Source organism: Amycolatopsis sp. NPDC104775 (genome assembly GCF_055583325.1).
Genome location: NZ_JBVJOE010000001.1, coordinates 235,682 through 259,410 on the forward strand (window position 1 = coordinate 235,682; position 23,729 = coordinate 259,410).

At 70.3% G+C, this 23,729-nt stretch carries 24 protein-coding genes; 9 read left to right on the plus strand and 15 right to left on the minus strand.

What is annotated here, in order from left to right; all coding sequences use genetic code 11:
- Positions 1-101: 101 nt before the first annotated feature.
- The 5 genes from ACZ63D_RS00955 to ACZ63D_RS00975 all read right to left on the minus strand — a co-directional run bounded on the left by ACZ63D_RS00955 (position 102) and on the right by ACZ63D_RS00975 (position 4,707).
- Positions 102-833, minus strand: coding sequence for an amino acid ABC transporter ATP-binding protein (locus ACZ63D_RS00955; protein WP_465352219.1), 732 nt, complete (start codon positions 831-833; stop codon positions 102-104).
- Positions 833-2,314, minus strand: coding sequence for an ABC transporter substrate-binding protein/permease (locus tag ACZ63D_RS00960; RefSeq protein WP_465352220.1), 1,482 nt, complete (start codon positions 2,312-2,314; stop codon positions 833-835). The genes ACZ63D_RS00955 and ACZ63D_RS00960 overlap by 1 nt, the downstream gene beginning before the upstream one ends.
- A gap of 2 nt (positions 2,315-2,316) precedes the next feature.
- Positions 2,317-3,252 (minus strand): formimidoylglutamase, encoded by a 936-nt coding sequence (gene hutG / locus ACZ63D_RS00965; protein WP_465352221.1) that lies wholly within the window; start codon positions 3,250-3,252, stop codon positions 2,317-2,319.
- Positions 3,249-3,992, minus strand: a complete 744-nt coding sequence (locus ACZ63D_RS00970) for an IclR family transcriptional regulator (protein WP_465352222.1) — start codon at positions 3,990-3,992, stop codon at positions 3,249-3,251. Before ACZ63D_RS00970 ends, hutG begins: the two co-directional genes overlap by 4 nt.
- A 130-nt stretch (positions 3,993-4,122) precedes the next feature.
- The gene (locus ACZ63D_RS00975) at positions 4,123-4,707 is read right to left on the minus strand and encodes a permease-like cell division protein FtsX (RefSeq protein ID WP_465352223.1); all 585 of its coding nucleotides are present in this window, start codon (positions 4,705-4,707) and stop codon (positions 4,123-4,125) included.
- Between the two features lie 163 nt (positions 4,708-4,870).
- On the opposite strand from ACZ63D_RS00975, the gene ACZ63D_RS00980 reads away from it, so the two are divergent.
- Together ACZ63D_RS00980 and ACZ63D_RS00985 are read left to right on the plus strand one after the other, a co-directional pair.
- Positions 4,871-6,280, plus strand: coding sequence for a 3' terminal RNA ribose 2'-O-methyltransferase Hen1 (locus ACZ63D_RS00980; RefSeq protein ID WP_465352224.1), 1,410 nt, complete (start codon positions 4,871-4,873; stop codon positions 6,278-6,280).
- Positions 6,277-8,832 (plus strand): polynucleotide kinase-phosphatase, encoded by a 2,556-nt coding sequence (locus ACZ63D_RS00985; RefSeq protein ID WP_465352225.1) that lies wholly within the window; start codon positions 6,277-6,279, stop codon positions 8,830-8,832. Before ACZ63D_RS00980 ends, ACZ63D_RS00985 begins: the two co-directional genes overlap by 4 nt.
- 84 nt (positions 8,833-8,916) lie before the next feature.
- Here the strand turns inward: ACZ63D_RS00985 and ACZ63D_RS00990 are convergent, their stop codons facing one another.
- A complete protein-coding gene (locus ACZ63D_RS00990) occupies positions 8,917-9,390 on the minus strand; it encodes a hypothetical protein (RefSeq protein WP_465352226.1) in 474 nt (157 codons plus the stop codon).
- A gap of 124 nt (positions 9,391-9,514) precedes the next feature.
- Here ACZ63D_RS00990 and ACZ63D_RS00995 point away from each other — a divergent pair, with 124 nt between their 5' ends.
- Positions 9,515-9,940, plus strand: coding sequence for an ATP-binding protein (locus tag ACZ63D_RS00995; RefSeq protein ID WP_465352227.1), 426 nt, complete (start codon positions 9,515-9,517; stop codon positions 9,938-9,940).
- A 34-nt stretch (positions 9,941-9,974) separates the two neighbouring features.
- Positions 9,975-10,577, plus strand: coding sequence for an endonuclease (locus ACZ63D_RS01000; protein WP_465352228.1), 603 nt, complete (start codon positions 9,975-9,977; stop codon positions 10,575-10,577).
- Here the strand turns inward: ACZ63D_RS01000 and ACZ63D_RS01005 are convergent.
- From ACZ63D_RS01005 to ACZ63D_RS01015, 3 genes are all read right to left on the minus strand, one after another.
- Complete coding sequence (locus tag ACZ63D_RS01005; protein ID WP_465352229.1) at positions 10,574-11,497, minus strand: universal stress protein; 924 nt, start codon at positions 11,495-11,497, stop codon at positions 10,574-10,576. The two genes, ACZ63D_RS01000 and ACZ63D_RS01005, sit on opposite strands and share 4 nt — an antisense overlap.
- 727 nt (positions 11,498-12,224) lie before the next feature.
- Entirely contained in the window at positions 12,225-13,274 is a 1,050-nt protein-coding gene (locus ACZ63D_RS01010) for a GAF and ANTAR domain-containing protein (protein ID WP_465352230.1), read from the minus strand.
- Between the two features lie 159 nt (positions 13,275-13,433).
- Positions 13,434-13,835: an STAS domain-containing protein gene (locus tag ACZ63D_RS01015; RefSeq protein WP_465352231.1), complete on the minus strand. Its 402-nt coding sequence runs from the start codon at positions 13,833-13,835 to the stop codon at positions 13,434-13,436.
- A 306-nt stretch (positions 13,836-14,141) separates the two neighbouring features.
- Here ACZ63D_RS01015 and ACZ63D_RS01020 point away from each other — a divergent pair, with 306 nt between their 5' ends.
- Positions 14,142-15,494 (plus strand): cytochrome P450, encoded by a 1,353-nt coding sequence (locus ACZ63D_RS01020; RefSeq protein ID WP_465352232.1) that lies wholly within the window; start codon positions 14,142-14,144, stop codon positions 15,492-15,494.
- A 113-nt stretch (positions 15,495-15,607) separates the two neighbouring features.
- On the opposite strand, the gene ACZ63D_RS01025 is transcribed toward ACZ63D_RS01020, so the two are convergent.
- Entirely contained in the window at positions 15,608-16,114 is a 507-nt protein-coding gene (locus ACZ63D_RS01025) for a type 1 glutamine amidotransferase domain-containing protein (protein ID WP_465352233.1), read from the minus strand.
- A gap of 94 nt (positions 16,115-16,208) precedes the next feature.
- A complete protein-coding gene (locus ACZ63D_RS01030; RefSeq protein ID WP_465352234.1) occupies positions 16,209-16,670 on the minus strand; it encodes an SRPBCC family protein in 462 nt (153 codons plus the stop codon).
- 114 nt (positions 16,671-16,784) lie between these two features.
- Here ACZ63D_RS01030 and ACZ63D_RS01035 point away from each other — a divergent pair, with 114 nt between their 5' ends.
- Together ACZ63D_RS01035 and ACZ63D_RS01040 are read left to right on the plus strand one after the other, a co-directional pair.
- On the plus strand, positions 16,785-18,077 hold the full coding sequence (locus ACZ63D_RS01035) for an NAD(P)/FAD-dependent oxidoreductase (RefSeq protein ID WP_465352235.1): 1,293 nt from the start codon (positions 16,785-16,787) through the stop codon (positions 18,075-18,077).
- 32 nt (positions 18,078-18,109) lie between these two features.
- Positions 18,110-19,201, plus strand: a complete 1,092-nt coding sequence (locus ACZ63D_RS01040) for an Rv2629 family ribosome hibernation factor (RefSeq protein WP_465352236.1) — start codon at positions 18,110-18,112, stop codon at positions 19,199-19,201.
- Positions 19,202-19,263: 62 nt separating this feature from the next.
- On the opposite strand, the gene ACZ63D_RS01045 is transcribed toward ACZ63D_RS01040, so the two are convergent.
- Positions 19,264-20,226 carry a TIGR03557 family F420-dependent LLM class oxidoreductase gene (locus tag ACZ63D_RS01045; protein ID WP_465352237.1) on the minus strand — a complete coding sequence of 321 codons (963 nt, stop codon included), beginning with the start codon at positions 20,224-20,226 and terminating at the stop codon, positions 19,264-19,266.
- Between the two features lie 145 nt (positions 20,227-20,371).
- Positions 20,372-20,749, minus strand: coding sequence for an STAS domain-containing protein (locus ACZ63D_RS01050; protein ID WP_465352238.1), 378 nt, complete (start codon positions 20,747-20,749; stop codon positions 20,372-20,374).
- Positions 20,750-21,091: 342 nt separating this feature from the next.
- Between ACZ63D_RS01050 and ACZ63D_RS01055 the strand changes: the two genes are divergently transcribed.
- Entirely contained in the window at positions 21,092-21,247 is a 156-nt protein-coding gene (locus tag ACZ63D_RS01055) for a hypothetical protein (protein ID WP_086024889.1), read from the plus strand.
- A gap of 63 nt (positions 21,248-21,310) precedes the next feature.
- Here ACZ63D_RS01055 and ACZ63D_RS01060 read toward each other — a convergent pair whose 3' ends face one another.
- Positions 21,311-22,324, minus strand: a complete 1,014-nt coding sequence (locus tag ACZ63D_RS01060; protein WP_465352239.1) for a Glu/Leu/Phe/Val dehydrogenase dimerization domain-containing protein — start codon at positions 22,322-22,324, stop codon at positions 21,311-21,313.
- Between the two features lie 61 nt (positions 22,325-22,385).
- Between ACZ63D_RS01060 and ACZ63D_RS01065 the strand changes: the two genes are divergently transcribed.
- A complete protein-coding gene (locus ACZ63D_RS01065; protein ID WP_465352240.1) occupies positions 22,386-22,868 on the plus strand; it encodes an Lrp/AsnC family transcriptional regulator in 483 nt (160 codons plus the stop codon).
- Between the two features lie 36 nt (positions 22,869-22,904).
- Here ACZ63D_RS01065 and ACZ63D_RS01070 read toward each other — a convergent pair whose 3' ends face one another.
- The gene (locus tag ACZ63D_RS01070; RefSeq protein ID WP_465353674.1) at positions 22,905-23,531 is read right to left on the minus strand and encodes a hypothetical protein; all 627 of its coding nucleotides are present in this window, start codon (positions 23,529-23,531) and stop codon (positions 22,905-22,907) included.
- Between the last annotated feature and the right edge of the window lie 198 nt (positions 23,532-23,729).

The following is a 23,729-nucleotide window of genomic DNA, read 5'->3' on the forward strand; positions in this document are numbered from 1 at the left end:
CAGACGTCCCGCTCTCGTCTTTTTTTTCTCCTTCCCCACCGAACAACACAACCCCCCCCCCCCCCCCCCCCCCCCCCCCCCCCCCCCCCCCCCCGCGTCCGTCAGAGCACCTTCTCCAGGAAAGCCTGAGCCCGCGGGTTGGCGTTGCCCTCGGAAAAGAACTCCGACGGCGGCAGGTCGGCGGCGATCTTCCCGCCGTCGACGAAGACCACGCGGTCGGCCACCTTGCGGGCGAATCCCATCTCGTGCGTGACCACGAGCATCGTCATGCCGTCCTTGGCCAGCTCGGACATGATGTCGAGAACGTCCTGCACCACCTCGGGGTCCAGCGCCGAGGTCGGCTCGTCGAACAGCATCAGCTTCGGGTCCATCGCCGCGGCTCGGACGATCGCGACGCGCTGTTTCTGCCCGCCGGACAGCCGGTTCGGATACGCACCGGCCCGTTCGAGCATGCCGACCCGCTCCAGCAGGGCCCGGGCCTTCGCCTCAGCCTCCTCTTTGGACCGCTTGAGGACGTTCATCTGCGGCAGCACGACATTGCGCAGCACGGTCATGTTCGGGAACAGGTTGAAGTGCTGGAACACCATGCCCATCCGCGACCGCAGCCGGTCGAGGTCCACGCCGCGGCCGGTCAGGTCCTCGCCGTCGAACGTCACCCGGCCCGACGTCGGGGTCTCCAGGAGGTTGAGGCAGCGCAGGAAGGTGGACTTCCCGCCGCCGCTGGGGCCGATCACCGCGACCACCTGGCCGGGTTCGATGGCGAAGTCGATCCCGTCGAGCACCTTCACGTCGCCGTAGGACTTGGCGAGGCCGTGAACTTCCAACAGTGCCATCAGATGTACACCGCCATCTTCTTCTCGAGGGTGCGCGTCGTGCCGCTGATCAGGTTGGTGAGCAGGTAATACAGCAGGCCGATGAACAGGTAGACGGTCAGCGCGTCGAAGGTGCGGGAGATGATGGTCTGCCCCACCAGGAACAGCTCGTGAATGGTCACGAAGGACACCAGCGCGGAGTTCTTCGTCAGCGACACGAATTCGTTGCCCAGCGGCGGAAGCATCCGCAGGAACGCCTGCGGGATGATCACGTGCCGCATCGCCGACACCTGCGACATGCCGCACGAGCGCGCCGCTTCCAGCTGCCCGCGGTCGATGGACTGCACCGCCCCGCGGAAGATCTCGGTCACGTACGAACCGCTGTAGAGCCCGAGCGAGATGATGCCCGCGGTCATCGGCGGAAGCTGCAGGCCGAGCTGCGGCAGTCCGAAGTAGATGAAGAACAGCTGGACCACGAAGGGAGTTCCGCGGATCACTGACACGTAGACGTTGCCGATCCACCTGACCGGCGCGATCTTGCTGAGCTTGGCGAATCCGCCGAGCGTGCCGAGCAGCAGGCTCAACGCCAGCGCGAGCAGGATGACCTGGAGGCTGACCAGCAGACCCTGCCAGAGCTGTCCCGACGAATCGACGATGGTGGAGATGTTGAACAGCGAGTGCCCGCCCGGCTTCGCCGCGGTGCTTTCCGCGCCGAACCATTTTTCGGTGGACTGCTGGTAAGAACCGTCGTCACGCATCTGCTTGAGCGCGGTGTTGAACGCGATCCGCAGTTCGGCGTCGGACTTCTGGAAGGCGTAGCCGTAGTTCTCCTCGGTCAGCCGGTCGCCGACCTGCTTGAGGCCGCCCTGCTGCGCGATGAAGTACTTCCCGGCCGGGGCCCCGGTCACCACCGCGTCCGCCTGGCCGAGCTTCACCGAAGAGAACATCTGCTCGTTGGTCTGCGCGGTGATCAGCTGCGCGGCGGGCTGGTGCTGGGCGAGCCAGTCGACCGACTTCGTGCCGACCTGGACCGCGACCCGCTTGCCGGCGAGATCCTTGAGCGAGCCGACGGAATTGTCCTTGTCGGACACGAAAACCGCGAGCCCGCCCGGATAGTAGATGTCGGAGAAGTCGACGGCTTTCTGCCGCGCGGGGCTGATGTAAATCGCCGACGCGCCGACGTCGATCTGGTTGGCCTGCAAGGCCGGGACGATGTTGCCGAACGGCATCTGGACGAAGTCGACCTTCTTGATGCCCGCGCGCTGTGCGAGCGCCCGGACCAGGTCGATGTCGAAGCCGAGCTGGCCGCCCTTGGCGTCGGTGAACTCGAACGGCGGGAACGTGGCGTCGGTGCCGACCCGGAGCGCGGTCTGCCCGGACCGCAGCGCGGCGAGCTTCCCGCTCTGCGGTTCGGCGGCGCTCGCCGTGCTCAGTGGCAGCAACGCGAGCAGGCAGGCCGCCAGCACGGCGCCGAGCCGCGGCCAGATTCGCTGAGGGGGCATTTTCAGTGTCCTTCCGGGACCGGACGGCTCGTCACGAGCGTGTGCGCGAGGCGGGCCGCGATCCGGGCTGTGCGGTGATCGACGTCGTAGACGGGGTTCAGTTCGGTGATGTCGGCGATCGCGAGCTTCGGGTCTCCCGCGACCAGCCGGCACACCTCGAGGACGACCGCGGCGGGTACGCCGAGAGTCGAGGGAGCGCTGACCCCGGGCGCCTGCGCGGCGGGGAGCACGTCGAGATCGATCGACAGATACAGCGCGTCGACGTCCGCGGCGAAGGCCCGGACGAAATCGAGAACGGATTCGAGATGGCGTTCCTGGCAGTCGACGTCCAGGAGGCGGCGGACGTTCAGCGCGGCGGCCGTCTCGAACAAGGCGGCGGTGTTGCCGGGTTCGCTGATTCCGACCACCGCGTAAGCGAATTCCGCGCCGCGTTCGGCTTCCCGCGCGGCGATCTGCCGGAACGGGGTGCCCGAGGACGCCCGGTCTGCCGTCCGCAGGTCGAAATGCGCGTCGAGGTTGAGGATGCCGAGGCGTCGGCCGTCCAGCAGCCCGCTGCGGGCGAGGCCGAGGTAGGAGCCGTACGCCGTCTCGTGGCCACCACCGAGCACGAGCGGGAGGTTTCCGTCGCTGAGCTGCTTCGCGACCAGCTCGCCGAGGTTCTCTTGCCCCGCTTCCAGCTCGTCGCCTTCCACGACGACGTCGCCCGCGTCGCGGAGCACGAACTCCGGCCGGATCGCGAACGACGCCAGCGCTTCGCGGATCGCGTCCGGTCCCGCCTGTGCTCCCGGCCTTCCGCCATTGCGCCGGACCCCGGCGTCGCTGGCGAACCCGATCAGCGAAACGCCGGTGCCGCTGGAGAATTCGTTGACGGCGTGGTGCCATCGGCGATGTTCCGGACCGGGGCCGTCCTCGCGTCCGGTCCACTGGGTGGTGCTCACGCGTGCTCCTGCAATCGGCTGATGTCCTGCGCGGCCGCGTGGGTGAGCGTGACGAGGGACTCGCGGCGCGGGCGCACGCGGAAATCCGGGGCCATCGTGCTCACCGTGCCGACGAGATTGCGGTGCCGGTCCAGCACCGGCACGCTCACGCCCCACACGCCCGGATCGACCTGGCCGACGCTTTCCGCGAAACCCTGGTCCCGCACCCGGCGCAGCTCGCTCTCCAGCTTCGCGACCTGCTCGCCGCGGAGCCCGTGCGCCTGTGCCGTCTTCGCGACCCGGTCCTCCGGCAGATGCGCCAGCAATGCCTGCGCACTCGCCCCGAACACGAGCGGTTTGCTCAGCCCTGGCGAAAAACTGCACCGGATCACCCGGGTCCCCTCGGCCGCCTCGACGCAGAGCACGTCGTTGTCGCGAGCGATGAGGAACGCCGCGAGCTCGTCGGTGTCGGCCGCGAGCTGCCGCAGCCGCCGCTTGACGCCGCCCTGGCCCAGCGCTTCGCGGCGGTAGTTTTCGGCCATCTGCACCGTCAGCGAACCCGCGCAGTACCGGCCGCGGGTGCGCGCCTGATGCACGAGACCGATCTCGACGAAGGTCGTCAGGTACCGGTAGACGGCGCTCGACGGGATTCCCGTGCCGACGGAGATCTCCTCCGCCGTGGCGCTCTCCCGCTCGGCGAAAACCGCCAGGATCCGCGCCGCTCTCGTCCCGGCTCTCCGGTTGGCGTCCGCGCTTGTCATGGCGCGCACGCTACGTCGCGGGCCAGCGGGTTCCTAGCGCGTTTTCCCAGTTAATGGGAAGTTTATTCCCAGTGATTGGATGTGTGCGGAGCGAAGCGGGCAGGCCCGGTCCAGGCTCGAAACCGCGCGGTCAGCGGGAGTGCTCGCCGCTGGGCAGGCACGTCGGATCCCGGTAATCCGGTCCGGTGTACCTGCTGCGGAATTCCTTGTCGTCGCTGACTTTTCGCGCCGCCGGGAACTGGGCACGAAGCTGGCCGGCGATGTCCGCGGTGGCGGCCTGGTCCCTCGGCACCACGATGACCGAGGCGGGCATGGCGTCCGCTCCCGTCGTCTTCAGCAGGTCCGGCTGGTTCGCGAAGATCCTCCGGAACCTCGCGTAAGCCTCCTGCTGGGTCTCGGTGTAGGACCGCAGGACCCGGGGATCGCCGCGCAAGGCCCGGGCGACGGCCGCCATCTCGGCGTCGGTGCCGAGCCGGACGGTCACGGTGTCGGCGCAGACGTCATGGTCGCCGAGCGGTATCGCACCGTCCGGCAACGCATACCCGGCCACGGCGCGTCCGCTGAACAGCCACCAGCCCGAACCGCCCAGCACCGCGACGACGGCCAGCACGACCGCTGCCGTCGCCAGCCGGTACCAGCGAGCCGGGGACGACGGCGGTGCGGTCGTCTCCGGTTTCTCGAGTTCCTTTTCCGCGCCGGGGTCCCGGTCGTTCATCACGTTTCCTAGTCCCGCGTTTCGCCTGAATACAGCTCCCCGTTGATCGAGCACGGGGACACCGCCGTTACCGGGAAGCCCTCAGTGGGGCGTTCGGCACATCTCGCGCAGCTAGCGAGAAACTCTCGCGACACGGACAAAAGCCGTAAGGAATACTCCCCTGGTGTTCCTGACAGTCACCACGACCCACCAGCCTGCTTCCGACCTGGGGTTCCTGCTGCACAAGCATCCAGGCCGGGTGCAGTCCTTCGACCTTTCCGCCGGGCAAGCGCACGTCTTCTACCCCGAGGCGTCCGAGAGCCAATGCACCGCCGCGCTCATGCTCGAGGTCGACCCAGTGGCGCTGGTGCGCGGCAAGGCGGGCTCCGGCGACGGGTTCACCCTGGGCCAGTACGTCAACGACCGCCCCTACGCGGCGACGAGCCTGCTTTCGGTGGCGTTGAAGGAAGTCTTCCGCACCGCGCTCGCCGGGCGGTGCACCGCGCGCCCGGAGCTGGCGGCGACCCCGATCCCGCTGGACATCCGGGTCCCGGCCTGTCCGGGCGGGACGGATCTGGTCCGCCGGATGTTCGAGCCGCTCGGCTGGACGGTCGAGGCGGCGGCGCTCCCGCTGGATCCGGAGTTCCCGCAGTGGGGCGATTCGCGCTATGTCGACCTCCGGCTCACCGGCGAGCTGCGGCTGGCCGACGCGCTCAACCACCTGTACGTCCTCCTGCCGGTCCTGGACAACGGCAAGCACTACTGGGTCGGCGAGGAGGAGATCGACAAGCTGCTGCGGGCCGGCGGGGACTGGCTCGCCGGGCATCCGGACAAGGAGCTGATCACCCGCCGTTACCTCGGGCATCGCCGCGCACTGACGACCGCCGCGCTGGCCCGGCTGGCAGAAGTGGACGACGCGGAGCCCGAGGAGATCGACAACGCGCTCGCCGCGCCGGCTGTCCTCGAAGCGCCGGACCGTCCGGTGCCGCTGGCCGAGCAGCGGCGCGGGACGATCATGGCCGTGCTCCGGTCGCTGGGCGCCCGGTCGGTCGGCGACTTCGGCTGCGGCGAGGGCGCGCTGGTGCGCGACCTGCTGGCCGAGAAGTCGGTGGAGCGGATCGTGGCCGCGGACGTCTCTGCTCGCGCGTTGCAGGTCGCGGCGCGAAAGCTGCGGCTGGAGCGGATGCCGGAAGCCCAGCGGGCCCGGCTGGAGCTGCTGCAGTCCTCGCTCACCTACCGCGACGACCGGCTCGCCGGGCTCGACGCGGGGGTGCTGATGGAGGTCGTCGAGCACGTCGACCCGCCGCGGCTCGAAGCGTTGGAGCGCACCGTGTTTGAGTTCGCCGCGCCGCGCGCGGTGATCGTGACCACGCCGAACCGCGAGTACAACGTGCGGTTCGAGTCGCTGCCCGCGGGCAACCTGCGGCACCGGGACCACCGTTTCGAATGGACTCGCGCCGAGTTCCGCGCGTGGGCGGACCGGGTGGCGAGCAGCTACGGCTACGGCGTGCGGATGCTGCCGGTCGGCTCTGACGATCCCGAAGTCGGTCCGGCGACCCAGCTGGCTCTTTTCACGAAAGGCGGTGCGGCATGAGTGTGCTTGAAATCCCCGAGCTGTGCCTCGTCGTGCTGGTCGGCGCCAGCGGGTCGGGCAAATCGACGTTCGGCGCCGCGCAGTTCAAGCCGACCGAGGTGATTTCCTCGGACTTCTGCCGCGGATTGGTGTCCGACGACGAGAACGACCAGTCGGCGACCGAAGACGCTTTCGACGTCCTGCACTACATCGTCGGCAAACGGCTCGCCGCCGGGCGGCTGACCGTGATCGACGCCACCAACGTCCAGCCCGAGGCGCGCAAACCGCTTGTGGCGCTGGCGAAGGAGCACGACGTGCTGCCGGTGGCGATCGTGCTGGACCTGCCGGAATCGCTTTGTGCCGCGCGCAACGAAAGCCGCCCGGACCGGTCCTTCGGCGCGCACGTGATCCGGCGCCAGCGGGACCAGCTGCGTCGCGGGCTGCGCAGCCTGCAGAAGGAAGGCTTCCGGACGGTGCACGTGCTGCGCAGGCCGGAGGAAGTCGCCGAGGCGACGATCACGCGCGTCCCGCTGTACAACGATTTGCGGCATGAGACCGGGCCGTTCGACATCATCGGCGACATCCACGGCTGCCGCGCCGAACTCGAAACGCTGCTCACCGACCTCGGTTACGCCATCGAACGCGACGAGCAGGGCCGCGCGGTCGGGGCGCAGCATCCGGAACGACGGGCAGTGTTCGTTGGCGACCTGGTCGACCGAGGCCCGGACACGCCGGGTGTGCTGCGGCTGGTGATGGGCATGGTGCGCGCGGGAAATGCCTTCTGTGTCACCGGAAACCACGAGCACAAGCTGCTGCGCGCACTGCGCGGCCGGAACGTGCAAGTCACGCACGGCCTCGCGGAGTCGCTGGAGCAGCTCGCGGCCGAGACAGCGGAATTCCGGGCCGAGGCGCAGGAATTCATGGACGGCCTGATCAGCCACTACGTCCTCGACGGCGGCGACCTGGTCGTCGCGCACGCGGGCATCACCGAACGTTTCCAGGGCCGCGCGTCCGGCCGCGTGCGGAGCTTCTGCATGTACGGGCAGAGCACCGGCGAAACCGACGAATTCGGCCTGCCCGTGCGCTATCCGTGGGCGAACGAGTACCGGGGCCGCGCGATGGTGGTCTACGGCCACACTCCGGTGCCCTCGGCGGAATGGGTCAACAACACCCTGTGCCTGGACACCGGGTGCGTGTTCGGCGGCGCGCTCACTGCCTTGCGGTATCCGGAAAAGGAGATCGTCTCCGTTCCGGCGGCGCGGGTCTACTACGAGCCCGCCAAGCCGTTCCCCGCCAACCCGGAGGCCGCGGAGCCGGTCGCGCGCCGCGACCCGGGCGTGCTCGACGTCACCGACGTCCTGGGCCGCCGCGTGATCGAAACCGCCTATCAGAAGCGGATCGGCGTCCGCGAGGAGAACGCCGCCGCGGCGCTGGAGGTCATGTCGCGGTTCGCGATCGACCCGCGCTGGCTGGTCTACCTCCCGCCGACCATGTCGCCGGTGGCCACCGCGACGGCCGACGGGCTGCTGGAGCATCCGCAGCAGGCGTTCGACTACTTTCGCGCGGAGGGCGTGGATTCCGTGGTGTGCGAGGAAAAGCACATGGGTTCGCGCGCGGTCGCGCTCGTGTGCCGCTCGCTCGACGCGGCCCGGGCTCGCTTCGGCGCACCCGGCGACGCACTCGGTGCGGTGTGGACGCGGACCGGACGGCATTTCTTCACTGAAACGCTGACGGCCGAGGTGGTCGACAGGATTCGCGCGGCGGCGGAGAAGGCTGGCCTGTTCGACGAACTCGGCTCAGACTGGCTTCTGCTCGACGGCGAACTGCTGCCGTGGAGTGTGAAGGCAGAGCAACTGCTGCGCGAGCAGTACGCGGCTGTCGGCGCTGCTGCCCGCTCGGCGCTTCCGGTGGCCGAGAGTGCGCTGGCCGCCGCACAAGAGTCCGGTCTCGACGTCTCGGCCTTGCTGGAGCGCACGCGTTCCCGCGCGGCCAACGCCGATGCGTTCGCGAAGTCGTACCGGCGCTACTGCTGGCCGACCGACGGCCTCGACGGCGTGCGTTTCGCACCCTTCCAAGTGCTGGCGTCGGCTGGCCAGGCCCACCACAAGCGGGCGCACGACTGGCACCTCGCGCTGGCGGACCGGCTCGTCGGGAGCAGCGACGGTTTCCTCGCCCCGACCGGCCGGTTGCGGGTCGACACCACCGATCCCGCTTCGGTCGCGGCGGGAGTCGACTGGTGGACCGAGCTCACCGCGCAGGGCGGCGAGGGCATGGTGGTCAAACCGGCCGCCAACCTGGTCCGGGGGTCGCGAGGGCTGGTGCAGCCGGGGTTGAAGGTCCGCGGCCGGGAGTACCTGCGGATCATCTACGGCCCCGACTACACCGAGGAGCGCCACCTCTCCCGGCTGCGGCAGCGAGGCCTCGGCCACAAGCGCTCGCTGGCGCTGCGGGAGTACAGCCTCGGCCTCGAAGCGCTGGACCGGCTCGCCCGCGACGAGCCGATGTGGCGGGTGCACGAGTGCGTTTTCGCCGTGCTGGCACTGGAATCCGAGCCGGTCGACCCTCGCTTGTAGCCGGTCGCGACGCGCGAACATGGTGTGTTCCCGCAGTGCGCGTGCACTGCGGGAACACACCATTCGATCCTGGTCCGGAAGCAGTCAGGCCGTGTACGGCGAGCGCTGTTCCAGCGTCGGGCTCACGTCCGGATGCCGGCCTTCCTGTCCGGGCACCGGGGTGACCGTCGGAGCCTGCAGATCCGTCTCCGACCGGCGGGCCAGCCGCTCGTCGCGATGGGCGATCGCGTCGGCCACGTCCTGCTCGCCTCGGATGCGCGCCAGCGCGCCCAGCGTCGCCGCGTGCGCCAGCGCCAGGATCAGCAGCAGCACGCCGACGCGGCCGACCACGCCCGGCAGGTCGCTCCCGCCGAGGTCGACCGTCGAGACCAAGGCGAGGACGCCCAGTGTCACGAGGTGGAACAACACTGTCACCAGCCGGGTCATGGAGGCGCCGGATCCAGGATCCCCGTAGGCGTTCGCGAGGTAGCGGCGGCCGCTGCGGTAGATGATCTGGCCGTCCACCAGGACCAGCGCAATCCCGATCGCGAGGAACGAGAGATAGGCGTTGGTGCTCATGCCGGGTGCTCCTTTCTGCCGTGCTCCAGTCCTCCGGTTACCCGTCGTGGCGCGCCGGAAACGGGCCGTTCGGGTCAGTCCCGGCGGTGATTGGCCCGCCCCCGGACCGGGTAGCCCGAACGGCATGGTTCAGCGCGACGCGAGTGGAGCGGAAATGCTCGCCGCGCCGGTCGAACTGCGCCTGTCCGCGGACGGGGACCTGCTGTTCCTGGCACCGTTGGTGGCTGAGGACGTCGCCGCCTCCGCGGGGTTCCGCCTCGACGAGGCCGCCGATCTCGCGCTGGCGGTGGAAGAGGCTGTGGAGGCGCAGGCGCTGCGGGCGGACGAGGGCGCAGTCCTGGAATGCTCGTTCCGATGTTCCGGCGGGATCACGGTCACCGTCGCCACCACCTCGTCGTGGGCGTTCCCTCCCGGACCGGACGATGTCCGCTGGCACGTCCTGCGCACGCTGGCCGATTCGCTCGACGCCTGGACCGAACCCGCGCCCGGGGCGTCCGGCTGGCGGCTGTGCGTCGAGTTCGCCCAGGACCCCTTCCCCGCGCAACGGTGAGTTTCGCTTGTGCCCGAACGGGAATCCGGAGCGCATGCGCCGAGTGGACGAATTCCTCGCCGAACACGGCACGACGTTCGCCGAGGAAGCCGGAATCAAGCTGGCCGACAAACCGCAACCGCTCTACCGGTTGCTGGTCCTCACCACGCTGCTGTCCACGCGGATCAGCGCCGACCTGGCCGTCGCGGCCGCGCGGGAACTCTCGCGCTCGGGCTGGCGCTCCCCCGCCGCCATGCGCGATTCCACGTGGCAGCAACGCGTTGACGCGCTCGGCCGCGCGCACTACGTCCGGTACGACGAAAGCACGGCGCACCATCTCGGCGAGGCTGCCGAGTTCGTCCGCGACCAGTACCACGACGATCTGCGCGGGATGGCTGACGCGGCCGGCGGCGATCCGCGGAAGCTGGAGAAACTGATCGCGGAGTTCCCCCGGATCGGCCAGACGGGCGCGCAGATCTTTTGCCGTGAAGCGCAGGCGGTCTGGCCGTGGCTGCGCCCGTATTTCGACCGCAAAGCCCTGGACGGGGCGAAGAAAGCCGGGCTGCCCGCCAACCCGGAGCGCCTCGCGGAACTGGTACCCGGAGACGATCTGGCCCGGCTGGCGGCAGCGTTGGTCCGGCGGAGCTTGCGGCGTTAGCCCGGGTGTTCCTCGACGCCCTCGCGCACGATCGCGACCGGGCACGGAGCGTGATAGGCCATCGCGTGGCTCACCGAACCGAGGAACGCGCCCCGCAACGCTCCGCGACCGTGCCCGCCGACCACCAGCAGCGTGGCCGCCTCCGCGTGGTCCAGCAGCACCTCGGCCACGCTGCCGAGCGCGACCTCCCGCTGCACCACGACGTCCGGATGCAGCTCGCCGAGTCCGGTCAGCGCTTCGGCGAGCAGCCGTTCGCCCTCGTCTTCCGGGCTCTGCTGCCCCTCGCCGCCGGAGCGCGCCGGGCCGAAAACGTCCTCCGGCGGTTCCGACCACACGTGCACCGCGTGCAGGACGCACCCGTGCCGGTCGGCGAAGTCGTAGGCGTACCGCACCGCCGCGACGCTGGCCGGCGACCCGTCCACCCCCACGACCACCCGCCGAGCCGCTTGTTCCTTCGCCGGGCGGACCACGACGACCGGCCGCGCGCTCGTGTGCACTACCTGCGAGGCGGTCGACCCGAGCAGCAGCCGGGGCAGCCCGCCGCGCCCGGACGCGCCGACCACGATCAGCTCCGCCCGCCGCCCGATGTCCGCGAGTTCCCAGCTCGCCCGCCCGAACCGCACGCGGGTGCGCACCGGCAGCCCCGGCCGCTTCCTGGCGACGTCGGCGGCCGTCTCGGCCAGCACCTTCTCCGCGTAGTCCAGCACGGACTGGTCGGCCACGATCTCGCCCGCGACCGGAGTGATCACGCCGGGCACGAAATCCACGTTCGGCATCGGCAGCGTCATCGTCCGCACGACGACCAGGCAGGTCCCGAGCGCCTCCGCCTCGGCGGCGGCCCAGTCGACGGCCAGGCGGGCGCCGTCGGACCCGTCGTCCCCGACCACGACTCCCGGCTCGGCCTGGTTCGCTTCGTCCATCCCCGCCTCCGTTCTCGCGCTTTCCCTGGAAGTACCCGGTCGCCTCGCACGGCAATCGGCGGCCGGGCTCAGCGCGGATCAGGCGGAACGGGCGGCTCCGGCGGCGGCAGCGGACCCGGCCCCGGACGCGGCGGCGGGGCGGGCTCCGGCGGGAACGGCGGCACCGGCGGCGGGGGCGACGGGACAGGCTCCGGTCCGGGCGGCACGGGGTGCACCATGACGGGCTCCTTCCTCAGTCGGCTCGAGTCCTCCGCGACCGGTTACCCGACGGGGTGGCGCCGGACACCTCGGATCCTGGCGCTCGCGTCGCTCGGCTGCTGCTCGTCGCTCGGCTGCTGCTCGTCGCGCGGAACCCACGGATGGCCCGGCGGAGCAGCTCGACCTGGGCCGTGGGGCCGCTGCGCGCCGGGCAGGCCTGCCATCGTCCTCGGGACCGCTGCTCCCCAGGCAAGACTCGCTGACGACCCGACCGAGCAGCTCGACCTGAGCCGTCCGCAGCACACCGGACAGACCCGAATCGACCCCCGCGACCACTGGCTCACCAGGCAAACCCACGCATAACCCGGCCAAGCAGCCCAACCCGGGCCGTCCGCAGCGCCGCCGCACGCCGAGCAGGCCCGAATCGACCTCGTAACCGCTGCTCACCGAGCAAACCCTCGAAGCACCCCGCCGGGCACAGATCCACGCGACGGCACCCAGACCCACCCGCGTCCAGCACGCCGACCGGTCACACCGGGTCCGGCTCCCCCAGCTCCGCGACCGGCCCGTCCAGTTCCTCGTGCCGGGCCGCGAGCGTTCCCGCCAGATGCACGAGTTTCACGTTCAGCTGCTGCGAAGTCCGCCGAAGCAGGTCGAACGCCGCGTCCGCGTCCAGGCCCCGCCGGGCCATGATGATGCCCTTCGCCTGGCCGATCACGTCCCGGCTGTCCAGCGCGCGCCGCAGCTGCGCCTGGTTGAGCTCGCCGCGGGTCACCGCGTCTGTTTCGGCCATCGCGAGGCTCGCGTGGCTGGCCAGGAGAAGCACCATGTCGCGGTGGGCGTCGGTCAGCCCGCCGGGGACGCGGGAGTAGAGGTTGAGCGCGCCGGAGAACCGGGCTACGGCGTCGTCGGCCAGGGCGGTCGCCAGTACCGCGCGCCAGCCCAGCTCGGCCGCCGCCGGGGACCAGCGCGGCCACTGCTCGTCACTGCGCAGATCGGGGGATTCGAGGAATTCCGGACGGTTCGGCACCGCCGCGTCGTGGCACGGGCCCTCGCCCAGTTCGTACTGCAGCACGTCCAGCTCGACGGCCTTCGGGTCGGTGTAGGCGGCGGTGTGGAAGGTGCCGTCCGGTGCGCGCAGCGTGATCGACACCAGTTCGGCGGCGGGCACCAGCGCGGCCGTCGCGTCCACGGTCAGCTGCAGGACCTCACCGACGGTCCGCGCGGCCAGGAGCGTCTCGGTGAGCGACCGGAACTGCTTGCCCGACGGCCTCAGCGACTCGTCTTCGAGAGCCAGCGCCCCGGACGCGGACTCGGCGACCGGCACGCCCTGGGCTTCGAGCACCTGACGAGCCGCTCCGCCTTCCCGGCAGGCGAACACCGCCTCGCTCGGCCGGGCGGTCTCGCGCAAGGCGGCGAGGTCCTCGGGCGAGAACGAGGTCAGCTCGCTCAGCTCGAAGACCACCAGCCGAGGGTGCGCGGCCAGCGCCTCGCCGACCTCGTCGCGCAATCCGGCCGGGTCGCCGCTCAGCCGCACGACGGCCGAACAGTCGACCGACCCGCCGCTTCCGCCGTCCACCGTTCCTCCTCGCCAGCCAGGAGTTTCCCCAGCGTCTGCCAAAGGTACCCGGATGCCGGGCGCGCGGCAGCGGCCTCGCGATCCGACCCGGATTGGCGCAGGAGTATCCGGCCCGGCCCCACCGGGAATCCCGGAGGAACCGAGCCGGACTGAACGGGGTTAACCTACGTCGGCCGCCAGGCTCCGCTCGGCGGCGTTCGCTTCGACCGCATCAGCCAGGCTTTCCACCACCCGCAGCTCCCGGTCGAGCCCGAGCACGCGCAACGGCCGCAAGACGGCGCGCTGGGCTGCCACCACGACGAACGCGACGCCCGCCGCGTCCGCCGCCCGGGCGGCCTCGGTCAGCACTTCCAGGCCGCTGACCGAGCAGAACGTCAGGCCGGAGAGGTCGGCGATCACCACCGGCGGCCGCAGTGCGGTTTCCTCGGCCAGCAGATCGCGCAGCCGGGCGGTGGAGCGCTGGTCCAGCTCGTCGGAGACCGCGACGACGGTTTCGTCCGCGGTGGCGGTGATCAGGGTTTTCGCCGGTGCTCCCGGCAGATAAGCAAGCGTGTCGTGCATGGAGCCCTCCTCGCCTATGCGAGACCGGGCCGAAACGTGCGGCCCGGCCCGGGGCCCGCGGCAAACGGGCCACCTGGGGTCAGGCGACGGCACGTGGCTGAACCGCTCCTGCCCCGACCGTACCGCAGTTGCCGTGCCCGCGACCAGCCCGCCCGGCGGTCCGCCGGAAGCACTGTGGACGGCCCGGTTCCGCGTTCGCCCTTGGAACCATTAGGCGACAGCCGATTCCATCAGTCCACAGTGGACTCGACGGGGCCGGAACGGCGCGCGAGGTTTCACCCGTACCGGTCCGGGTACCCGAACAACATGGCGACCACCCACCCGACCGCGAGCCCGGACTTGTCCGCACTGCCCCCGGCCGACATCCGCCCCCAGCGGGCGTCGGTCCGCGACACCGGGCGCGTCGTCGGGCGGGTGGTCGCCCCCACTGTCGGCATCGGACTGATCAAACGCCGTCCCCGCGCCATGGCCGCCGCGCAGAAACTGCACGTCGACCGCTCGGCGATCCGGCTGCTGCACGACCTGCGCGCCCGCTACGGCCCCGGCCCGCTCGACCTGCCGGTGCCGGGCCGGTCCTTCCGCCTGGTGCTGGAGGCGAACCACGTCGGCGAGCTGCTGGCCGGCACGCCCAGCCCGTTCAGCCCGGACACCGCGGAAAAAGACGCGGCCCTGCGCCACTTCCAGCCGCACGGCGTGCTGATCTCCAGCGGCGCCGCCCGCGCCCGGCGACGGAAACTCAACGAAACCGTCCTCGAGCCCGGCCGCGCCGCGCACGGACTCTCCGGCGTCTGGGCGGAAACCATCCGCACCGAAGCACACGAAATGCTTTCCGGCTTTCCCGATCTCGACACCGCCCAGTTCACCGAGCACTTCTGGACGATCATCCGCGAGATCGTGCTCGGCGGCGACACCACCGCCGACCGGCGCGTCACCGATCTTCTCGGCCAGCTGCGGCTCGACGCGAACTGGGCGTTCGCGCACCCGCGCCGGGAAGAGCAGCGCCGCCAGTTCCAGGCGTTGCTCGACCGCCAGCTCGGCTTGGACCGCCCGGGCAGCCTCGGCGCGGCGATGGCGAAGCAACCCTCCGAAGGGGACCTCGACCCGACCGGCCAGGTCCCGCACTGGCTGTTCGCCTTCGACGCGGCCGCGATCGCGACGCTGCGCGCGCTCGCTCTGCTCGCCACGCATCCCGACCAGCTGACCGAAGCACGCCGCGAAATCGCCGAAGCGGATCTCTCGAAGCCGCAACAGCTTCCGTACCTGCGCGCCTGTGTTCTGGAGTCCGTCCGGCTCTGGCCGACCACGCCCGCGCTGCTGCGCGAAAGCACCGAGGACACCGCTTGGGGCCCGGCGGGCACGTCGTTCCTGATCTATACGCCGTTCTTCCACCGCGACCCGGAAACCTTGCCGTACGCGGATTCTTTCGTCCCGGAGATCTGGCTGGACGGCCGCGCCGAGGCCAATCCCGCGCTCGTGCCGTTCAGCGCCGGACCTGGCGTGTGCCCAGGCCGCGACGTGGTGCTGTTCACCGCTTCGACGTTGCTTGCCGCGCTGTTGCAGCAAGCGGGCTTCGCGCCGCGGGGTGCTGCCGCCGACCTGCAGCCAGGGCGGCTTCCGGCGACGCTGAACCACTTCGACATCCGGTTCACGCTGTCTTGAACAAAGCCCGGAATGGATCAGGGCCGGGGTGCTTCCCCGGCCCTGATCGCGCTGTCCTGCATGAAACGCGGCGGGCAACCACCCACAGTGGTCGCCCGCCGCGCTAACGCCTATTACTTCAACCGCTCCAGCAACGCGTCGCAGAACGCGGGCAGATCGTCCGGATTGCGCGACGTGATCACCCCGTCGTCAGTCACCACCTCGCGGTCGACCCATTCCGCCCCGGCGTTGCGCAGGTCGGTCCGCAGGGACGGCCACGAGGTCACCGTCCGGCCGCGGGCCAGCCCGGACTCGGCGAGCAGCCAGGGTCCGTGGCACACGGCCGCGACCGGTTTGCCCGCGGCGGCCGTTTCCCGGACCAGCGCGACCATCGGCTCGCTGGTGCGGATCTTGTCCGGCGAGTAGCCGCCGGGCACCACGACCGCGTCGAAATCCGCCGCGGCCACGTCGTCCACGGCCTGGTCAGTGGTGATTTCCGTGCCGTGCAAGGCGGTGAGTTTCTTGCCCTTCGCCAAGCCGACCACCACCGGCTCGTGCCCGGCAGAACGCAACCGTTCGCACGGCACCAGGAATTCGTCGTCTTCGGTCATCTCGTCAACGAGCACTGCCACGCGGGCCATGCTGGTCTCCTCTCTGCACAGGGTTCGCTTCCGCCCGGGTTACCCGCCTCCGGCCGGGCCATGCCCCGCCTGTGCGGTCTCCCACACCAGCGGGTCAGCTCGGGCGTTCGACGTCTCCGCGCCACGAACCGGTTTCGCGTCCGCGCTGTTCGATGAACTGCTTGAACCGCAGCATGTCCCCCTTCACGCGCCGGTCCAGGATGCCGAGCTTGTCGGCGGCGTTCTCGGCGAACCCTTCGGGGTCGATGTCCATCTGCGCCGTGACCCGGGTCTTGGTGTCGCCCAGCCGGTGGAAGGTGATCACCCCGGCGTGGTCCGGCCCGGAATCCGAGCGCCACGCCACGCGCTCGTCCGGATGCTGTTCGGTGATCGTCGCGTCGAACTCCCGCCCGACGCCGCCGAATTTGGTGACCCAGTGCGTATGCGTGGCGTCGATCTGGCGGATCTCCTCCACGCCCTCCATGAACTCGGGGAACGATTCGAACTGCGTCCACTGGTTGTACGCGGTCGACACGGGCACGTCGACGTCCACGATTTCGGTGATCGTGCTGCTCATGCGCTCCTCCTCGGCAGCGGGTACCGGACCCGGGTGCCCGGGAGGCGGCGGGGCGAAACCGGCGTGATTGCCCGGCCGTGCTCCGGGTACCCGTCCAGCGAAAGGAGGCCGCCCATGCGAGTCGTGATCGTCGGCGGCGGGTTCGCCGGCTACCACGCGGCGAAGGAACTGCTGCGCACCCTCGGCGACCGCGCCGAGGTCGTCGTGCTGAACCCGACCGACTATTTCCTGTACCTGCCGTTGCTGCCGGAGGTGGCGAGCGGCGTCATCGACCCCCGGCGCGTCGCGGTGTCCATTCCGGACACTCTGCGCGGCGTCCGGCTGGTCTTAGGCACCGCGGAATCGGTCGACTTCGACGCCCACACCGTCGCCTACACCGACCCGGAGGACCGCCAGGGATCGCTGCACTACGACCGGCTGATCCTCGCCGCGGGCAGCGTCAACAAGCTGCTGCCGATCCCCGGCGTCGCCGAATGCGCACACGGTTTTCGCGGCCTGCCCGAAGCGCTGTACTTGCGCGACCACGTCACCCGCCAGATCGAACTGGCCGCCGCGACCGACGATCAAGCCGAACGCGACGCCCGGTGCACGTTCGTCGTCGTCGGCGCGGGCTACACCGGGACCGAGGTCGCCGCGCAGGGCCCGGAGTTCACCGCCGCTCTCGCCCGCCGCCATCCGGAGCTCGAGGGACAGCGGATTCGCTGGATGCTGCTGGACATCGCCGACCGCGTCCTGCCCGAATTGGACCCCCGGCTCGGCGCCACTGCCGACCGGGTATTGCGCGAGCGCGGCGTCGACGTCCAGATGAAGACCTCGGTCGAGCAGGCGGATGTGGAAGGCGTGACGCTGACCACCGGCGACGCTGTGCCGACGCATACGCTTGTGTGGTGCGTGGGCGTCCGGCCCGATCCGTTGGTCTCCGATCTGGGCCTGGAAACCGTGAAGGGCCGTCTGGTCGTCACGCCGGAGCTGAACGTGCCCGGCCGCGCCGACGTGTTCGCTTGCGGCGACGCGGCGGCGGTCCCGGACCTGACCCGGCCCGGCGAAACCACCCCGATGACCGCGCAACACGCGCAGCGGCAAGGGAAAGTGGCCGGGAACAACGTGGCCGCGTCCCTGGGAGTCGGCCACGCACGCCAGTACCGGCATCGCGATCTCGGCTTCGCCGTCGACCTCGGTTCCGGCCAAGGCGCGGCCAATCCGCTGCACATCCCGCTGGCCGGGCTGCCCGCCCGCCTGGTGACCCGCGGCTATCACCTGCTGTCCCTGCCGGGAAACCGCCTGCGCACGGCCGCCGACTGGGCCTTGGAGAAGGTCGGCCGGCGGCAGACCGTGCAGCTGGGGCTCGTCCGTTCCGGAGCGGTGCCGCTGGACACCGCTTCGCCCGAACTGCCCCGGACCCGGTGAGACTGTCCCGAACGTTGGGAGAAAAATCCGAAATGGACACACACGAACTTCGCGCACTGCTGACCGACGGGCCGTTCGTCTCGGTGCACTTCGACGAATCGCACGACACCGAGGACGCGGCCAAGCAATTGCGCTTGCGGCTCAAGGAAATCGAGGCCGCTCTGGCAGACCAGGGCGCCGACCGGCCGAGCGTCGAGGCGGTCCTGCGCACCGTGGAGGAAAGCTCCCCGCCGGTCGGCCGGGCCGGGCGCACCATCGTCGCCGCACACGGCAGCGTCCTGCTCGACCGGCGGCTCGCGGCTCCGCCGCCGGCACAGGAGGCGCGCTACTCCGACCTGCCGTACTTCCTGCCGACCGTGAGCCATCTCGACGAAGTCCCCGCACATCTGGTGGTGCTCGTCGACCGGACCGGCGCGGACATCGAGGTGCACCGGCCGGACGGAAGCGTGGAAACCGAGACCGTGCACGGGCAGGAGCACCCGGTGCACAAGGTCCGCGGCGGCGGTCCGGCGCACCGCGACATCCAGTCGCACGCCGAGCAAACCGCGCATCGCAATCTCTCGGAGGTCGCTGACCACGTCGCGAAGGCCGCCGAACGCGTGCGGCCGCGAGCGATCGTTCTGGCTGGCGAAGTCCAGGCCCGCACCGAACTGCACGAGCGCCTGCCCGAACCCGCCCGCTCGCTCACCGCGGAAGTCGACGCGGGCAGCCGCGCCCCCGGTTCCGACCGGGCCGAACTGGACCGCGCGGTGCACGAACTGCTTACCGGGCAACGGTTGCGCGAGCTGGACGACTTGGCCGAACGCTTCCGCGCCGAAGCGGCCCGCGAATCCGCGCTGGCGGTCAGCGGATTGTCCGCCGTCACCGCCGCGCTGGCGGAGGCGAACGTGGCGACGCTGCTGGTCGGTGATTCCGGAGAAGCCAGTGTGTACACCGGTTCCGAACCGACCCAGGTCGGCGTGGCACAGTCCCGATTGGACGCCCTCGGCGTGGACGACCCGGCCCGCCGCCGCGCGGACGAGGCGCTGCCGTACGCGGCGGTGGCGGTCGGCGCGGACGTCGTGGTGATGGACGAGCGGCTTGACTTGACCGACGGTTTCGGCGCGCTGCTGCGGCATCCATAAGACACCGAAGACACAGCTGGGCCCGGGTGTCTCGACACCCGGGCCCAGCTTCCACTATGGACTCACCGCAACGCGGGCAATAGCTCCTGCTGCGCGAACTTCACGAACTCCGGCTGATACTCGGCCCCGCCGATCTGCACCAGCGCCAGATCAGTGAACCCGGCCTGCGCGAACTGCTTCGCCGCTTCGATGATCGGCCCCGCGTCCGGACCGCACGGGATTCCCGCCGCGACATCGTCCTCGCGCACAAACTGCGTCGCCGCGTCGAATGCCTGCGTCCCCGGCAGTTCAGCGTTCACCGGCCAGCCGGAGCCGAACCACCGGAACTGCTCGTGCGCCCGCCGGACCGCCGCCGTCCGGTCCCGATCCCAGCAGACCGGCAGCTGGCCGATCTTGCGGGTCGGCGGCCCGACCCGGGCGTGGTCCCATTCCGTGCACAGCTCGGATTTCGGTTCGACCGCGACCATCGCGTCGGCCACCGGCGCGAACCGCTGCACCGATTTCGGGCCGGACACCGCGATCGCGATCGGCACCCGGGTCGGCGGCAGATCCCACAGTTTCGCCCCGTCGGCCCGGTAATGCTGGCCCGAGTAGGTGAACGTGCCGCCGTCGAACAGGCCGCCGATGATCTGGACGGCCTCGGCGAGCCGGTCGTGGCGCACCGACACCGAAGGCCAGCCCATGCCGACGACGTGCTCGTTCAGGTTCTCCCCCGCGCCGAGCCCGAGGGTGAACCGGCCGTCGGACAGCAGTTGCACCGTCGCGGCTTTCTGCGCGACCACCACCGGGTGATACCGCATGGTCGGGCAGGTCACGAGCGTCATGAGTTCGATCTGTTCGGTCGCCTGGGCCACCGCGCCCAGCACGCTCCACGCGTACGGCGCGTGTCCCTGTTCGGCCAGCCACGGCGAATAGTGGTCGCTGCTGGCCGCGAAGTCGAAGCCGGCCTGCTCGGCGGCGGTCGCGCAGCTGACCAGTTCGCGCGGCCCGGTCTGTTCAGTCATCAAGGTGTAGCCGATGCGCATGTTCTCCCCGTTCGACGGGCTATGCTCCCGGGGCGCGAGCGATTGCCGGACAAGCTCGTCCGCCCCGGAATTTCTTTCCCACCGCCCGGTTACCCTCTTCGCACCGGATTCACCCGCGTCCGTCCGAACGAGACACCCGGGAGGGTCAGCGCCCGGCCAGGGCCGCCTCGACCGTCGGGTACAGCGGCAGGGTCCGCTCCAGCCCGGTGAGCTGGATCGGCCGCATCGTCGCCCGCCCGGACGCGACGATCCGCAGCCCGCCGCGCGATCCTTGGCGCTGAGTCATGGTCACCAGCGCGGTCAGACCGGCCGAGGCCAGGAAGCGCACCGCGGCGAGGTCCACCACCAGCACCGGCGGGGCCTCGGCGAGCACCTCGTCGACCGCGGCGGTCAGCAGCGGAGCGGTGATCATGTCGATCTCGCCGTACACCGTCAGCACCGCGGCCGGAGGCCGGTCGTCGCGCTCGACGCGGAACTCCGGCGCGGGGTCGGTGCGGGCCTGGTCCGGCTCGTCCATCGTCATGGTCCCGTCGGTCGATCCTGCCCCGGCAGGGCAGGCGGAAACTAGGGCGGCCGGGCCCGGCCCCCACCCCATGATGCCCGTCCCGCGGCGGCAGCGCAGGCACGCGGGAGACGGCCCGCTTCGCCCGGTTCCGCGGCGAGGCTGTCGGGTGTCGCAGTTCCTTACGCCGTTTGCCGGAATTCCTGCCATCACGGCGAGCAATGCGGTGACAAATTCACGGCGCGGGAATAGCGGCCGCCCCGGAATTTCCCGCCCATCCCATGTTTCACTCGTCCGAGTGAGGGTATCCCTGAGTGAGCACGCCTCATTCCCCACTGAGAGAAGGAAGACGAGGTTCTCCCCGTGATTGTTCTCGGCGTCATTCTGCTCGTGATCGGGTTCATCACCTCGATCCAGATTTTGTGGAGCATCGGGATCGCCCTGGTGGTGATCGGAGCGATCCTCGCGGTGCTCGGCGGGACCGGACGCCGCATCGGCGGCCGCGCGCACTGGTACTGACCTCGCGGAAAGGGCGGGCCGAGGCTCCGGGCGAATCCTGGAGCCTCGGCCCGTTCCCTTCTGCTACCCGGCCGCGATTTCCCGCGCGGCCCGCACCGTGGTCAGTTCCCGCTCACGGGCGCGCGCCAGAACGGCGCGCGTCGTATCGGCGATAGCGTCGATCTTCGCGTTCACCGCGGCCTCGGCCATCCCGAGTTCCTCGCGGCCGACCGCGTGAATGATCCCGCCGGCACTCGCGACTACATCCGGAATCCACGTGATTCCCCGGTCCCGCAACACCACCGCCACCTCCTCCGCGGCAAGCTGGTTGTTCGCCGGACCCACGATCAGCGACGCGCCACAGGCCGCAGCCGACTCGGCCGTCAGCAATCCGCCCGTCGCGGCAGGCACGAGCACGTCCAGCGGCTCACGCACCAGGTCAGCCGTCGTCCAGGTGGCACCTAGTTCCTCTGCGACCGATCGCAGCCCGCTGTCGACGTCTGTCACGACGACGTCCGCGCCGCGTTCGAGCAACTCCTGGCAGATAAGCCGTCCGACACTGCCGAACCCGATCACGCCCACGCGCAGCCCCGCGACCGACCCCGGTGCGACGCCAGCCCGCAGCGCGGCCAGAACTCCCCGCGCGGTCGCCGCGCTCGACGTCCCGCTGCCGCCTTGTTCCGCCGGACGGCAGAACGCCCAGCCTTGCGCGAGACGGTGAATCTCGGCCATGTCCGCGGAGGTCGAGCCGATGTCCGGTCCCGTGCGGTACCGCCCGCCCAGCGCGGCGATCGCCTCGGCGATGTCGGCGATCAGATCGCGCCGCCGCGCCGGATCCAGCCCCTCCGCAGGCAGCGCAGCCACGGTTTTGCCGCCTCCGTACGGAAGCCCGGCCAACGCGCACTTCGTGGTCATCGCCGACGACAACCGCAACGCGTCGTCCACCCCGTCCCGCCACGACGGATAGGCCTTGATCCGGCACCCGCCGATCGCCGGGCCTCGCGCCGTCGAATGGATCGCGACGGAGATCGCGACCCCTGACCGCGCGCCGCGGACGATCTGCAGGGTTTCGCCGGGGAAGCTCTCTGTTCGGTTCACGCAAGTAAGACTGCCTCGTTCGCCGTGCAACTGGAGCTCCTTACGGTGATATGTTCGGAACATGCCCGAAATTCCGAACCTGGATCGGATCGACAGCCTGATCGTCCGCGAACTCCAGCAGGACGCCCGGATCCCGATGCGCGATCTCGCCGACCGCGTCGGCGTGGCGGCGTCGACCTGTTCCGACCGGATCGGCAGGCTGCAGGCCCGGCACGTGCTGACCGGATTCCACGCCGAGGTCGACCTGCCCGCGCTGGGCCGGTCGGTGCAGGCCATGGTGTTCGCCCAGATCCGCCCGCTCAGCCAGCCGATCATCGACCGCTTCCGCCGCGACGCGCTCGCCATGCCCGAGGTGATGGCCGTCTTCGTCCTGGCAGGCGGCGACGACTTCCTGCTGCACGTCGCGGTCCCGGACGTCGCGCGGCTGCACACGTTCCTCGTCGAGGACCTCAGCAGCCGCAAGGAAGTCGTGCAGTTCCGCAGTTCGATCGTGTTCGACCACAGCCGGAAGCGGGCGATCGAAAATCTCGCCAGTGAGCAGTAACCGGGCCGGAACCCCGCTCCGGCCCGGTCGTCGCCGTCAGCCCAGGTCCGCCTCCGGACGGATCTCGATCGACGTCCCCGGATGGTGCAGCTCCAGCACCACCAGCTCGTTCTTGCCCTTCCGCCACAACGACTTCGGCACGTACAGAGTCTTCTGCGGTCCGATTTTCCAGTAGCGGCCGAGGTTGAAGCCGTTCAGCCACACGACGCCCTTCTCCCAGCCGGGCAGGGCGACGAAACCGTCCGCCGGTTCGGAAATCGTCGCGGTCGCGCGGTGGAACACCGGGCCGGCGCCCGGCGGCGAGGAAGAGAACCGCAGCCGGGACAGATCGTCCAGGGGCAGCGGCCGGATCTCCCAGCCGAACAGTTTTTGCTGGGTGTTCATCGCGACCCAGCCGTCGATGCCCTTGCGATCCGCCAGGTACGGCCCGTAGTTCACCCGGCCCATGGTGTCGACCAGGATGTCCAGGCGCGTCCGGGGTTTCTCCAGTTTCAGCTCCAGTGTCGCGTCCGGATGGTTGCGGTCCAGGACGCCCAGCTCCGCGCCGTCGACGAACACCAGCGCCCGGTCCGCCAGGCCGTGAATGCTCAACGGACCGTAGTGCGGGCCTTGCACGGTTGTGCGGTAGTGGATCAGTCCGGTGGATTGTCCTAGCCGTTCCATTGAGACCGGCTGGGCCGAACGGACCACGGTGGACAGCACCGGCAGTGAGTCCAAAAGAGACACAGAACCGGATGGTGTCACCGATTGGGCGGGCAAGCGCGGCGAGCGAGCGGGCGGAGGGACGACCGGCTGTTTGGTGTATTTGGTCAGCACAGCCTGCAGCGCGGTGAATTTCGCGCCGACGTCGCCCGCCTCGCC

Coding starts and splice junctions, on each gene's coding strand:
- ACZ63D_RS01065 (WP_465352240.1), top strand. CDS start 22,386: ATGCCCGAAATTCCGAACCTGGATCGGATCGACAGCCTGATCGTCCGC.
- ACZ63D_RS01005 (WP_465352229.1), bottom strand. CDS start 11,497: ATGGACGAAGCGAACCAGGCCGAGCCGGGAGTCGTGGTCGGGGACGAC.
- ACZ63D_RS00995 (WP_465352227.1), top strand. CDS start 9,515: ATGGTTCAGCGCGACGCGAGTGGAGCGGAAATGCTCGCCGCGCCGGTC.
- ACZ63D_RS01050 (WP_465352238.1), bottom strand. CDS start 20,749: ATGACGATGGACGAGCCGGACCAGGCCCGCACCGACCCCGCGCCGGAG.
- ACZ63D_RS01025 (WP_465352233.1), bottom strand. CDS start 16,114: ATGGCCCGCGTGGCAGTGCTCGTTGACGAGATGACCGAAGACGACGAA.
- ACZ63D_RS01035 (WP_465352235.1), top strand. CDS start 16,785: ATGCGAGTCGTGATCGTCGGCGGCGGGTTCGCCGGCTACCACGCGGCG.
- ACZ63D_RS01070 (WP_465353674.1), bottom strand. CDS start 23,531: ATGGAACGGCTAGGACAATCCACCGGACTGATCCACTACCGCACAACC.
- ACZ63D_RS01000 (WP_465352228.1), top strand. CDS start 9,975: ATGCGCCGAGTGGACGAATTCCTCGCCGAACACGGCACGACGTTCGCC.
- ACZ63D_RS00990 (WP_465352226.1), bottom strand. CDS start 9,390: ATGAGCACCAACGCCTATCTCTCGTTCCTCGCGATCGGGATTGCGCTG.
- ACZ63D_RS01045 (WP_465352237.1), bottom strand. CDS start 20,226: ATGCGCATCGGCTACACCTTGATGACTGAACAGACCGGGCCGCGCGAA.
- ACZ63D_RS01030 (WP_465352234.1), bottom strand. CDS start 16,670: ATGAGCAGCACGATCACCGAAATCGTGGACGTCGACGTGCCCGTGTCG.
- ACZ63D_RS00960 (WP_465352220.1), bottom strand. CDS start 2,314: ATGCCCCCTCAGCGAATCTGGCCGCGGCTCGGCGCCGTGCTGGCGGCC.
- ACZ63D_RS00985 (WP_465352225.1), top strand. CDS start 6,277: ATGAGTGTGCTTGAAATCCCCGAGCTGTGCCTCGTCGTGCTGGTCGGC.
- ACZ63D_RS01015 (WP_465352231.1), bottom strand. CDS start 13,835: ATGCACGACACGCTTGCTTATCTGCCGGGAGCACCGGCGAAAACCCTG.
- ACZ63D_RS00970 (WP_465352222.1), bottom strand. CDS start 3,992: ATGACAAGCGCGGACGCCAACCGGAGAGCCGGGACGAGAGCGGCGCGG.
- ACZ63D_RS01020 (WP_465352232.1), top strand. CDS start 14,142: ATGGCGACCACCCACCCGACCGCGAGCCCGGACTTGTCCGCACTGCCC.
- ACZ63D_RS01040 (WP_465352236.1), top strand. CDS start 18,110: ATGGACACACACGAACTTCGCGCACTGCTGACCGACGGGCCGTTCGTC.
- ACZ63D_RS00955 (WP_465352219.1), bottom strand. CDS start 833: ATGGCACTGTTGGAAGTTCACGGCCTCGCCAAGTCCTACGGCGACGTG.
- ACZ63D_RS00975 (WP_465352223.1), bottom strand. CDS start 4,707: ATGAACGACCGGGACCCCGGCGCGGAAAAGGAACTCGAGAAACCGGAG.